The sequence below is a fragment of the Pedobacter roseus genome, from assembly GCF_014395225.1.
In the GTDB taxonomy this organism is placed as follows: Bacteria; Bacteroidota; Bacteroidia; order Sphingobacteriales; family Sphingobacteriaceae; genus Pedobacter; species Pedobacter roseus.
In genome coordinates, this window is sequence record NZ_CP060723.1 from 1,283,679 (window position 1) to 1,295,757 (window position 12,079).

The 12,079-nt window shown below is 39.8% G+C and carries 11 protein-coding genes and 4 tRNA genes; 7 read left to right on the plus strand and 8 right to left on the minus strand.

Features of this window, described 5'->3' with window-relative positions; translation table 11 throughout:
• The first annotated feature begins 7 nt into the window (after window positions 1-7).
• From H9L23_RS05810 to H9L23_RS05820, 3 genes are read left to right on the plus strand one after another with little or no spacing between them, the layout of a single operon-like run.
• On the plus strand, window positions 8-1,561 hold the full coding sequence (locus tag H9L23_RS05810; protein WP_187594080.1) for a sialidase family protein: 1,554 nt from the start codon (window positions 8-10) through the stop codon (window positions 1,559-1,561).
• A gap of 6 nt (window positions 1,562-1,567) precedes the next feature.
• Entirely contained in the window at window positions 1,568-3,640 is a 2,073-nt protein-coding gene (locus H9L23_RS05815) for a GDSL-type esterase/lipase family protein (RefSeq protein ID WP_187594081.1), read from the plus strand.
• Between the two features lie 5 nt (window positions 3,641-3,645).
• Window positions 3,646-4,839, plus strand: a complete 1,194-nt coding sequence (locus tag H9L23_RS05820; RefSeq protein WP_187594082.1) for an AGE family epimerase/isomerase — start codon at window positions 3,646-3,648, stop codon at window positions 4,837-4,839.
• Between the two features lie 382 nt (window positions 4,840-5,221).
• Here the strand turns inward: H9L23_RS05820 and H9L23_RS05825 are convergent, their stop codons facing one another.
• Together H9L23_RS05825 and H9L23_RS05830 are read right to left on the minus strand one after the other, a co-directional pair.
• Window positions 5,222-5,632 (minus strand): nuclear transport factor 2 family protein, encoded by a 411-nt coding sequence (locus tag H9L23_RS05825; protein WP_187594083.1) that lies wholly within the window; start codon window positions 5,630-5,632, stop codon window positions 5,222-5,224.
• A gap of 78 nt (window positions 5,633-5,710) precedes the next feature.
• On the minus strand, window positions 5,711-6,673 hold the full coding sequence (locus H9L23_RS05830; protein ID WP_187594084.1) for an alpha/beta fold hydrolase: 963 nt from the start codon (window positions 6,671-6,673) through the stop codon (window positions 5,711-5,713).
• 87 nt (window positions 6,674-6,760) lie between these two features.
• On the opposite strand from H9L23_RS05830, the gene H9L23_RS05835 reads away from it, so the two are divergent.
• On the plus strand, window positions 6,761-7,636 hold the full coding sequence (locus H9L23_RS05835) for a LysR family transcriptional regulator (RefSeq protein ID WP_187594085.1): 876 nt from the start codon (window positions 6,761-6,763) through the stop codon (window positions 7,634-7,636).
• A gap of 164 nt (window positions 7,637-7,800) precedes the next feature.
• Window positions 7,801-8,037: a hypothetical protein gene (locus H9L23_RS05840; RefSeq protein WP_187594086.1), complete on the plus strand. Its 237-nt coding sequence runs from the start codon at window positions 7,801-7,803 to the stop codon at window positions 8,035-8,037.
• Window positions 8,038-8,125: 88 nt separating this feature from the next.
• On the opposite strand, the gene H9L23_RS05845 is transcribed toward H9L23_RS05840, so the two are convergent.
• Window positions 8,126-8,209, minus strand: a tRNA-Leu gene (locus H9L23_RS05845).
• 68 nt (window positions 8,210-8,277) lie between these two features.
• Window positions 8,278-8,353 (minus strand) — tRNA-Gly (locus tag H9L23_RS05850).
• A 324-nt stretch (window positions 8,354-8,677) separates the two neighbouring features.
• Here H9L23_RS05850 and H9L23_RS05855 point away from each other — a divergent pair.
• Together H9L23_RS05855 and H9L23_RS05860 are read left to right on the plus strand one after the other, a co-directional pair.
• Window positions 8,678-9,793, plus strand: a complete 1,116-nt coding sequence (locus H9L23_RS05855) for an acyltransferase family protein (protein WP_187594087.1) — start codon at window positions 8,678-8,680, stop codon at window positions 9,791-9,793.
• A gap of 65 nt (window positions 9,794-9,858) precedes the next feature.
• Window positions 9,859-10,308, plus strand: a complete 450-nt coding sequence (locus H9L23_RS05860; RefSeq protein ID WP_187594088.1) for a nuclear transport factor 2 family protein — start codon at window positions 9,859-9,861, stop codon at window positions 10,306-10,308.
• 142 nt (window positions 10,309-10,450) lie between these two features.
• Here H9L23_RS05860 and H9L23_RS05865 read toward each other — a convergent pair whose 3' ends face one another.
• From H9L23_RS05865 to H9L23_RS05880, 4 genes are all read right to left on the minus strand, one after another.
• The gene (locus tag H9L23_RS05865; protein ID WP_187594089.1) at window positions 10,451-10,984 is read right to left on the minus strand and encodes a GNAT family N-acetyltransferase; all 534 of its coding nucleotides are present in this window, start codon (window positions 10,982-10,984) and stop codon (window positions 10,451-10,453) included.
• Window positions 10,985-11,226: 242 nt separating this feature from the next.
• Window positions 11,227-11,310 (minus strand) — tRNA-Leu (locus H9L23_RS05870).
• A gap of 69 nt (window positions 11,311-11,379) precedes the next feature.
• Window positions 11,380-11,455 (minus strand) — tRNA-Gly (locus H9L23_RS05875).
• A gap of 94 nt (window positions 11,456-11,549) precedes the next feature.
• Window positions 11,550-12,038, minus strand: coding sequence for a regulatory protein RecX (locus H9L23_RS05880; RefSeq protein ID WP_187594090.1), 489 nt, complete (start codon window positions 12,036-12,038; stop codon window positions 11,550-11,552).
• Window positions 12,039-12,079 lie beyond the last annotated feature (41 nt).

Below are 12,079 nucleotides of genomic sequence, written 5' to 3' on the forward strand. Positions count from 1 at the left end.
GAAAATTATGAGAAAATTTAAAATAAAAGCAGGCTTAGCTTTGCTGCTCCTATTCGTTTCATTTGCATTAAAAGCCTCACCGCCAAAAGGAATCACGATTACAGTCTCATCACCTGTGGTTCCTGTTTTAAAAGGATTGGAAACGAATCCGCTTTTGCGGGTATTGATTTATATCCCGGCTGGTGAAAAAGAAATTTCATTTAAAAAAATAGCTGCCAGGCTCAATCCCGCGGGGCTTAAGTCTGTCGAAAAAATCGATGTGTATTTTACCGATCAGGAACCGCTTTTTGCAGCTAAAAATAAGTTAACTACCATAAACCCTGCCACTGTAAATATTAGCTTTGAGGTGAACATTAACCTTAAGCCAGGGATGCATTACATTTGGTTTAGTGCTAAGCTTAGAGAGGATGCCGATATCGATTCCAAAATCGAATTTCATGTTAGCCAGGTTGAAGATGCAGGTGCTAAAAAATACGCAGTGACAGAAGAGGGGCAGGATTATGTAAAAAGATTAGGCATCGCAGTAAAAAAAGCTGGTGAAAACGGTATCAATACCTTTCGGATCCCCGGGATAACCACCACAGATAAAGGCTCATTAATTGCCGTTTACGATATCCGCTATAAAAATTCAGGAGACCTGCCCGGAAATATTGATGTAGGGATGAGCCGAAGTACCGATGGGGGCAAAAGCTGGGCGCCATTGAAAGTGATTATGGACATGGGCGAACCGAACGAAAACAATGGGGTTGGCGATCCGGCCGTACTTTTCGATCCCGTTACCAAAAAGATTTGGGTGGCAGCATTATGGAGCAAAGGAAACAGATCTATTGCAGGATCAAAACCCGGTTTATCAGAAGATGTTACCGGCCAGTTGGTGTTGGTGAGCAGTGATGATGACGGATTAACCTGGTCGGCACCTAAAAGTATCACCAAAAATGTTAAAGATCCTGAATGGAACCTGTTTTTTAATGGGCCGGGTAGCGGTATCGCAATGGCAAATGGTAAACTGGTTTTTGCAGCGCAATACTGGGATGAAAATGCCATGCCTTATTCTACTTTGTTGTACAGTAATGATCATGGTGCAACCTGGAAAACAGAAGACGGGCCAAAGCCAAATACTACAGAAAGTCAGATTATTGAAACCACGCCAGGTGTTTTAATGCTCAACATGCGCGATAACCGTGGCAGTTTTAGAAGTGTAGCCACCACTACAGATCTGGGTAAAACCTGGACAGAGCACCATACCTCTTATAATGCCCTCCAAGATCCGGTTTGTATGGCAAGTTTTATTAAAGCAAATGTACTGGTAAAGGGCAGACAGAAAGAGGTAGTGTTTTTCGGGAATAATAATACACAGTTTAACCGTTATAATTTAACCATAAAAGCCAGTTTGGATCTGGGTGAAAGCTGGAACAGGAAAAATGAACTCCTTATCGATGACAGAAAGTTTTATGGTTATTCTTCCATAACAAAGATTGATGACAAAACCATAGGCTTCTTTTACGAAGGGTTGAAAGATCTATATTTTGTCCGCATTCCGGTGAGCGAAATTGTTAAATAACCTTCAATGAAAGCTTTTTTAAGACTATCAATCGGGCTGATCTTACTGTTCGGCGCAAATACTTATGCACAAAAAATAAAAATAGCCTGCATCGGAAATTCTGTAACAGCGGGTTATTTGCTGCCAGATCCGAAAAAAGAAGCTTACCCTGCACAATTGCAACAGCTTTTGGGTGAGCAATATTTGGTGGGTAATTTTGGTCATAGCGGGGCTACATTGCTGAAAAAGGGCCATAATCCGTACTATAAAACAAAAGAATTTAGCGAGGTATTAAATTTTCGCCCTGATATTGCGATTATCCACCTTGGTTTAAATGATACCGATCCTAGGAACTGGCCAAATTATAAAGGCGATTTTCAATCGGATTACCAATGGCTGATAGACAGCTTAAAACAGGGAAACCCTAAGCTTAAAATTTATATCTGCAAACTAAGCCCCATTTTTAGTGGTCATCCGAGGTTTAAATCGGGAACACGCGATTGGTACTGGCAGATTCAGGATAAAATTGTACAGATAGCAAAAGCAAATGCATTTGAGCTCATCGACCTCAATACAGCATTGAATAACCGTCCGGACTTATTTGCTGATTACCTGCACCCGGATACTACCGGAGCAGCTATAATTGCTAAAACCGTATATGCACATTTAACAGGGAGTTTTGGCGGCTTCAAATTACACCCATTGTTCACCGATCACATGGTTTTACAGCGCGATAAACAAATTCCGGTTTATGGAACAGCAAATGCGGGAGATCAGGTTGAAGTTGAGTTTAACCACCTTACGCTACGAACTAAAGCAGATGTTAACGGGAAGTGGAAAGTGTTTTTTAAACCAATGAAATTTGGCGGGCCTTATACTCTTAAACTTCAGGCTGGTAAACAATATATAGTATTAAAAGATGTGATGATTGGCGACGTATGGTTATGTTCCGGTCAATCGAACATGGCTTTCGCATTAAAATCATCGGCAACTGCCCAGCCTACCTTAAGCCATTTAAATAAAAATCTTTCCATCAGGTTATTGAAGTTTAATCCACTTGCTGAAACAGATAACATTACATGGGACACCAAAACACTGGACGCAGTTAATGCGCTTAATTATTTTTCCGGAAGCTGGGCCAAACCTGAAGAAAACACAGTGGGCGATTTCTCTGCAGTGGCTTATTATTTTGGAGAAAAGCTAGCCTCTAGCGAAAAGGTTCCGATTGGACTTATTCAAATGGCAGTTGGTGGATCAACATTAGAATCGTGGATGGATCGAAAAACGTTAGAAAATGATGATCTCCTCGTTGATCTGTTAGCCAACTGGCGTAAATCTGACTTTATCCAGGATTGGGTAAGTGGCAGGGCATCGGTAAATCTTAAAAATGCGATTAATCCAAAACAGCGGCACCCTTACGAACCTGCTTACAATGATGAAGCGGGGATCTCAACTTTAACCGAATTTCCGATAAAAGGGGTGATATGGTACCAGGGAGAGAGCAATGCGCACAATGTAGAGTTATTTAATCATGAATTTCCTTTGTTGGTTAAAAGCTGGCGAAAAAAATGGAATGATAATTTTCCTTTTTATTATGTTCAACTTGCCTCTATTGATCGCCCTTCATGGCCCTATTTTAGAGATGCGCAACGGAAACTGCAGGCCATTATCCCAAATTCGGGCATGGCGGTAAGTTCCGATCTGGGCGATTCGCTTAATGTTCATCCTGCACATAAGAAAGAAATAGGTGAACGGCTGGCTTTATTGGCCATAAAAAACAGTTATCATAGGCAGATTCAAGCCAGTGGTCCCGTAGCGGTGACAGCCAGAAGGGATGGGCATACCATCATTATTCGCTTTGCTCATGCTATAAAACTGATGGCTGGTTCCGGCTTAGCAGTAAAAGGCTTTGAAGTAGAAGATGAGAAAGGGAATCATTGGCCTGTTAAAGCAGTTATTTTTAACAATACCGTGCATTTAACTGTACCTGCGAAGTTAAAGATCATACAAGTTTTATATGCCTGGCAGCCCTTTACCCGTGCCAATTTAATGAACGAAGCCAAACTGCCGGCTTCAACTTTTTCCATTTCTATAAATTAAAAAATATGAGTTATACTGCCGAAGAACTGCAAAATCTTGCTGTATTCTATAAAAACCAGTTATTAAATAATACGGTTCCATTTTGGTTTCCAAGATCAATTGATCACGAACATGGCGGTTACCTGCTCATGCGAGACCGGGATGGAAGTTTGATCGACGACGATAAAGCGGTGTGGATCCAGGGCCGTGCTGCATGGTTGTTATCAACCCTTTGTAATACAATTGAACATAAAAAGGAATGGTTAGATGGAGCCAAATCTGGTATCGACTTTTTAAATAACCATTGTTTTGACACTGACGAACAGATGTTTTTTCATGTAACCCGTGATGGGCAACCGATTCGCAAAAGGCGCTATTATTTTTCTGAAACCTTTGCGGTGATTGCCAATGCTGCTTATGCACAGGCAAGTGGTGATGAAACCGCTGCTGAAAAGGCGAGGTATCTGTTTGGAAAGTGTATCGAATATGCCACAACACCAGGTTTATTACCAGCAAAGTTTACCGGTACCAGGCCAGCAAAAGGTATTGGAGTGCCCATGATTATGATGAATACTGCCCAGCAGCTGAGAGAAACCATTGGCGATCCCCGTTGCGACGAATGGATTTCTAAATGGATTGAAGAAATCAAAAACGATTTTGTGAAAGATGATATTCAGTGTGTGATGGAACAGGTAGCGCCAGATGGCAGTATAATCGATCATATAGATGGAAGAACTTTAAATCCCGGCCATGCCATAGAAGGTGCCTGGTTTATCTTGCACGAAGCAAAATACCGTAATAACGATCCCGAACTGATTAAACTGGGCTGTAAAATGCTCGATTATATGTGGGAGCGTGGCTGGGACAAAAAATATGGCGGGATTTTGTATTTTAAAGATGTGTACAATAAACCGGTGCAGGAATATTGGCAGGATATGAAATTCTGGTGGCCGCAGAACGAAACCATAATTGCGACATTACTGGCCTACACGTTAACTGGCGATGAAAAATATGCCCGCTGGCATAAAATGGTTCATGATTATGCTTACGATAAATTTCACGATAAAGAATATGGTGAATGGTTCGGCTACCTGCACCGCGATGGAACCGTCGCACAAACCGCTAAAGGCAACTTATTTAAAGGACCTTTTCATTTGCCAAGGCAAGAGTGGTATTGTGCAAAGTTATTGGAAGAACTGGGTTTTAGTGCAGAATCATGAGTTGGCAGGTTAGAGTTGATTATGCTTTTAAAAAAGGATTTGAATAATCACCAATGATCAATAAACGATCATCAATAGACAATAAACAATGGATAATAACTAATAATTAATCACCAATAAACAATAGTCAATCAAGCCAATTAACGAATTACTAATTAACGAATGGCTAATGAACTAACAAACCAGAATCCATATACTTGTAAATTGTAGCGGTAGGTTTCAGGCCTTTGCTTCAGGGTTTGTTGCTTTGGACGACGATTTCTATAGTAGCGCTTTATGCGGTAATACATTTGGGATAGAAATGAAGACAATTACAAAATCTTTGAACCATCCGGTATCGTTCAAAGATTTTGTTTCTCATTTTCCTGCCAACCATTGCAAATTACAAATAGCGATCCTTTTCTGTAATCTCCAAATCATTAATACTGGCATAACGTTTCTGCATCAAACCATTTTCGTCAAATTCCCAAAGCTCGTTGCCATAACTGCGGTGCCATTGGCCAGCGCTGTTACACCATTCATATTCGAACCTCACTGCTATGCGGTTTTCGGCAAAGGTCCATAACTCTTTTTTAAGTTTGTAATCCAGTTCATTGGCCCATTTGGTGGTTAAAAAGGCTTTAACTTCTTCGCGGCCATTAATAAACTCATTTCGGTTGCGCCATTCCGTATCAATAGTATAAGCCAGACATACTTTCTCCGGATCACGGCTGTTCCAGGCATCTTCTGCCATTTGCACTTTCTGTATAGCAGTTTCATAGGTAAATGGTGGCATTGGAGGTTTTTGTTCCATGGTTTTATTTATTAGAGATAAAATTAATTTTTATTGCCACAATTGCCTGCTTCAAGTAAACAATTGTGGTATGATGGATTATTTAGGTAAAGTCGCTAAAAATTTCAGGATCTCATTTCCTATTTCATATCCATGCGATTCTAATGCAAAATGGCCTGTATCATAAAATTTAACAATTGCATCAGGTACGTCTTTTTTATAAGCTTCTGCTCCCGCTGGTAAAAAGAAAGGATCTTTGTTGCCCCAAACGGCTAAGATCTTTGGTTTGTATGTTCTAAAGTATTCCTGGAATTTGGGATATAGCGCTACATTGCTTTTATAGTCCTTTAAAAAATCCAGCTGAATCTCTGCCACACCCGGGCGGTCGAGAAAGTACTGGTCTAAGGTATAAGATTCTGGAGCAATAACAGATGGGTCAGTAACTCCCGTAAGATATTGGAATTTAGTTGCATCATGGGTTAAAAACTCCTTCAAAGCTGCTCTGTTGCCTGGTGTATCATTTTTCCAATAGCGTTGTATGGGGTTCCAACCTTCGCTTAAGCCTTCTGTATAAGCATTTCCATTTTGCGAAATAATTCCTGTGATTTTTTCTGGATTAGCCAAAGCGAGGCGGTATCCGGTAGGTGCTCCATAATCAAAAACATACACCGCGAAACGGTTAAGTTTTAATCCTTCGATAAAACCCTGCATGGTTTTGGCCAGGTTATCGAAGGTATAATCGAATTTAGAACGCTCAGGGAGGTCTGTATAACCAAAGCCTGGCAAATCAGGTGCAATTACATGGTATTTTTCACTCAACATAGGGATGAGGTTGCGGAACATGTGCGATGAAGTTGGGTAACCGTGAAGCAGTAAAATGGTTGGTGCATTTACAGGACCGGCTTCGCGATAAAAGATACTCAGGCCATTTACATTTATACGGCGATAATGGACATTAGCTGATGATGGAGTTGGATGTGTTATTGGAGTTGATTGTGCCATAACGTTTAATTTTGTTAACAAAATAGCCAGGATAATGCCGGCCAATTTTAGGTTTTTCATTTATTGTTTTTTTTTAACAAAACTATAGAGTATATTTAATCATTAAAAATGATTTATAATGATATTATGAATCTTAATTTGTGATTTATGAATACCAATGATCTTAATTTGTTTGAGGCAGTTGCCCATTATGGCAGTTTTACAAAAGCAGCCGAAGCCATGTTCACCGTACAATCGAACGTTACTGCCAGGATTAAAAACCTTGAAGAAGAATTCGGTACGCTACTTTTTACAAGAACATCCAGAAAAGTAGCGCTAACGGCAGCAGGGGAGACCTTAATGCGTTATAGCAAGCAGCTTAATCACATCATAGATGAAGCTAAAAGAACAATAGGTAAAAATGACCGCGTTAAAGGACAGGTTAAAATTGGCTTTCTGGAAACAATGATGACGCTTGAAGGACCAAAAATGGTTAATGAACTTGCCGTTAAATTCCCCCACGTCGACCTTGAATTTAGATCTGCCATGCGTCCGAGCTTGTTGAGTGATGTGCTAAATTATCGTTTGGACGCCGCCTTTGTACCTTCGCCGATTGATCATCCGGAACTGGAACAGATCAGGATCAAAGAAGAAGAGATTGTTGTGGTTGCCCCTGGCAATTGCAAAAGTTTAGAGGAACTACTGGAAAAGAAACCGATTAGAACCATCGTGTTTGATCAGGGCTGTGTATTCAGGGCAAGGCTCGATTCATGGCTGGTGAGCAAGGGGATTGATCAGTATCATAAAACGGTGATGAACTCTATTGAAGGGGTGGTTAATTTTATTGAATCGGGTATTGGTTTTAGTTTCCTGCCCAAAGAAATCATTACTACTTTTTATAGTGGGAAGAAAATCAAAACTTTTGCTCTCCCACGCGAACTTGGATTAATGACTACCTTATTTGTGTACCGGAAAGATGTGCCGCCTTCGCCAGCATTACAGGGATTTATAAGTCTGTTTGATAAGGATAAACTTCAGCCATAGTAGATCTGTTAGATAGCCCCGGCGGAGATGGAGTAGTTATTTTTCTAGGGTATTGAATCGCCCGAAATAGAGATGGTTTAACAGAAGCTTTTGGTGTGGAGCCGGGCAAACATTTGGTTTATCAGTTCGGAGCTTATTTAGGTAGAAGGTATAAGGCTAAACTAATGGAAAATATCCTTTTAGATAACAGTTTAGTTGTTTTTAGCAATTACCTTAAAGATGCGCAGAATTTAGTGGTGGCCTATTCTGCCATTCTTGATATGAAAGTGAACCGCTTTATTTCTACACAGATTACGGCCGGTTTATTTTATGATAACAATCAAATAGGTAAGCTGCAGCTTAAAGAAACGCTTGGTGTGGGCTTAACCTATAAATCCGGAAAATACCAGGATGTAAAATGAAAATTGATTCTAAGGCAAGTCTGTTAAAGAGGGTCTAACATAAAAAAAGCCATCATTTCTGATGGCTTTTTTATCGATTTTTTTGTTGTACTCGGGGCGGGAATCGAACCCGCACGCCTTTGAAAGCACAGGATTTTAAGTCCTGCGTGTCTACCAGTTCCACCACCCGAGCATTAGCCGCTACCGATCTCCATCGGCTTGGTTAACTTAAACTAAAATGCCTTCTGGTAGGAAGGCATTTGGAGCGAAAGACGAGATTCGAACTCGCGACCCCGACCTTGGCAAGGTCGTGCTCTACCAACTGAGCTACTTTCGCAAATTTACACATCAGCTGTGTTCCTTTGGGGTTGCAAATATAGAAATTAAACTTTTTAATTCAAAAAAAATAAAATAAAAAATAAAGGTGAATGTATTAGTGGTTAAAAATGAGGAAGATAAATTTAAATTAAATGTAGTTCTAGTGGTAATTGTTTGATTGTTGAGTGGATCAGGTGATTAATCGCCCAATTATTTCGGTCTGTTATTTCGTTATTTTATCAGATAGGGGAGGTAAATTTTCAGGTTTTGTCAGCTCAGAATTAAAATTCAGTCGGGAAATATTAGCTATTTTTTACAAATTGCAATTTTTATAACCGATTAGATGAGTACTAACCTGAATAATGCGCTGGCCACCAAGCCACACTATCCCATATTAGACGGCCTTCGCGGTATCGCAGCCATAATTGTGGTAACTTTTCATCTTACCGAGCCATTAGGAACCGGACACCTAGATATTTTGGTCAATCACGGTTATTTAGCTGTAGACTTTTTCTTTTTATTATCGGGCTTCGTAATGGGCTACGCCTACGACGACAGGTGGTCTAAAATGACGGTCGGTAATTTCTTTAAACGCCGTATCGTTCGTCTTCAGCCCATGGTGATTTTAGGAATGACACTTGGCGCCCTCGGATTTTATTTTACTGATTCTACTCTATGGCCGCTTATTCATACCATTCCTCTTTGGAAGATGTTACTGGTTATGCTCATCGGTTACACGATCCTCCCAGTGCCATTATCGCTCGATATACGTGGCTGGGAAGAGATGCACCCCCTCAATAGCGTAGGATGGTCGTTGTTTTTTGAGTACATCGCCAATATTCTTTACGCCATCTGGATCAGAAAATTTTCTAAAACTGCATTGGGTATATTGGTCGTTATTGCTGCTGTAGCACTCACACATTTAGCCATTACAAACGGTGATGTTAGTGGCGGCTGGACATTGAATGTAGAACAGGTGCGTATTGGGATTACCCGTACCATGTACCCATTTTTTGCTGGCCTGTTGCTTTCACGTATAGCAAAACCCACCCAAATTAAAAATGCCTTTTTATGGTGCAGCCTTTTGGTCGCAATCGTACTTTATATGCCACGCATTGGTGGTGCCGAACATCTTTGGATGAACGGGCTCTACGAATCTGTTTGCATCATCATCGTTTTCCCGCTTATTGTTTACCTTGGTGCCAGTGGCGTGATTCAAAGTCAAAGAGAGAGCAGGATATGCAAATTTTTAGGTGATATATCTTATCCGCTTTATCTGGTGCATTATCCATTGGTGTATTTTTACGTCGCCTGGATCAGCAACCATAAAGGCGTAACCATCGCAGAGGTATGGCCTTATGCATTACTCATTTTAATAGGTGGGATTATGTTAGCTTATGCTGCATTGAAATGGTATGATGAACCCGTGCGCAAGTGGCTGCGGAAAAAGCTGGCTTAGAGATGAAATCTGTTGCCGGAATAACTAGTAATAAAATCAAAAATTAAAGGCTAAAAAGCATAGTTATGAAATATAATATCATTTTTTTCTCCCTATTAATAATGGGTGTAAAGTGTTTCGGCCAAACGAAGCAGGACAGTTTAGAAATTAAACAGGCAGTACTTAACTACATTGAGTCGCAGCATAAGCCGAACCCTAAACAAATGGAACAGGCGCTACATCCCAGAATGGTGAAACGTACTTTTTGGAAGGATAAGGCAACTGGCAAAGATTATGTCAGGGAAACATCCACTGAATCAATGGTGATCTTAGCCGAAAGTTACAATTTGAAAAACGACAAATTTCCTGCAGTTCCTAAAAAGGAAGTTAAATTTCTGGATGTTTCGGACAAAACCGCTTCAGTTAAGCTGATCGCAGACGAATGGATTGACTATGTGCATATCGTTAAGTTAAATGGTTCCTGGAAGATTATCAATGTGCTTTGGCAATACAACGATAGCAAAAGGCATCAATAAACATTATGCTGCACTCGAAGATTCAATTTTTTTTTAGATGCAGGAATTTATCGCGTTTTAATCCGTCGTTTTAAAATGTTTCCTTGTTTTCAATTAAAAGTTTAAAGTGACGGGCATAACTACAGCAAGATGTGCCAAATTTTCAATTTATAGTATTCAATGTGAAAATATTATAATCAGGATTTTCTTCGTTTGTTTCCAAAGATTGGGTAAAGTTAAATTTCTTTAATAATTTGCTTGACTGTTGATTTTCCTGGTGTGTAAATGCTGCTATTTTTTGAAACTGTAATGTGTTAAAAGCATAAGCAATCACCTCCTCTAATGCTTCTTTCATTATTCCCTGGTTTTGGAATTTTGTCATAAGTTCATACCCAATTTCGCAACTGTTTTTTTCGTCCGAAAAGTCAAAAAGACAAATTGTTCCAGCAAAGGTTTTGGTTTCCGTTAGCGTAATTATCCAATAAATGGAATTGTTTTTTTGAATATTATCATTAATCTGGTTGATGAAGTTTGTAGCATCTTCAATTGTTTTGCTAGGTGCTCTGCCAAGATATTTATTTATGGCTGGGTCAGAACGCAAAGCAAAAATGTTTTGCTCGTCATCAGTTGATAATTGCCTAAGCGTGAGCCTTTCAGTTGTCAAAATCGGGAAAGGGCTGAAATTTCTGTTTGCCATTGTGCTTTATTTTACCCTGTTTAGGTGGCGGCTGTTGTAGCCTCACTGCTTACTCAAATATATATTAAAGTCCGAGAAAAATATAGCATTATACAATGTAACTCATATTTTATGTCTGGTTAAGCGTGAAATTTAAGAAGGAGAGAGTTTGATTCCTTTGTACCCGGAGCCGGAGTCGAACCGGTATAAAACTAAAAAGCCCGATATTTTAATATCAGGCTTTTCGTTCGATTTTTTTGTTGTACTCGGGGCGGGAATCGAACCCGCACGCCTTTGAAAGCACAGGATTTTAAGTCCTGCGTGTCTACCAGTTCCACCACCCGAGCATTAGCCGCTGCCGATCTCCATCGGCTTGGTTAACTTTAAAATAAATGCCTTCTGGTAGGAAGGCATTTTGGAGCGAAAGACGAGATTCGAACTCGCGACCCCGACCTTGGCAAGGTCGTGCTCTACCAACTGAGCTACTTTCGCATGAACAAAACTGATGTTGTTGTTTCGTTTTGGTGATGCAAATATAGGCAGATTTATATTTCTGTCAAGAGATTTCTTATTAAAAATTTAATATTTATTTTAAATTGCTGGCTTTCAGTACAAGTAAAATTAATTCAGTTTCAAAACCTTTTGCCTGAAGGTAGCTCATCAGCTTGTTTTTTCTTTTGAACGGATCATTTTCACCCAGACTTTCCGCTTTTTTAACCGCTAATTTTTCTATCGTCTGCAAATAATCGTCATCGTCGATGCTGTAAATTGCTTTTTGTAAAATTTTATCGGGCACACCTTTCAATTTTAAGCCCTGTTTAATTTTAACGCGGCCCCAGTGTTTAATGTTGAATTTGCCCGATGCATAACTTTTGGCAAACCTTTCTTCATTCAAAAAATTGTTGATGATCAGGTCGGTAATAATTTCTTCCAGTTCATCCCCCCGCATGCCCCATTCTACCAATTTGTACCGTACTTCTTTTTGCGAGCGTTCCTGATAAACGCAAAAATTTTCGGCTTTTGCCAAAGCTTGTTTTTTATCTAATAATACTGCCTCTTGTTTACCGCTTTTCATAATTAATTACTGAAATTCGTAAAAATAAAAGCGATTACCGT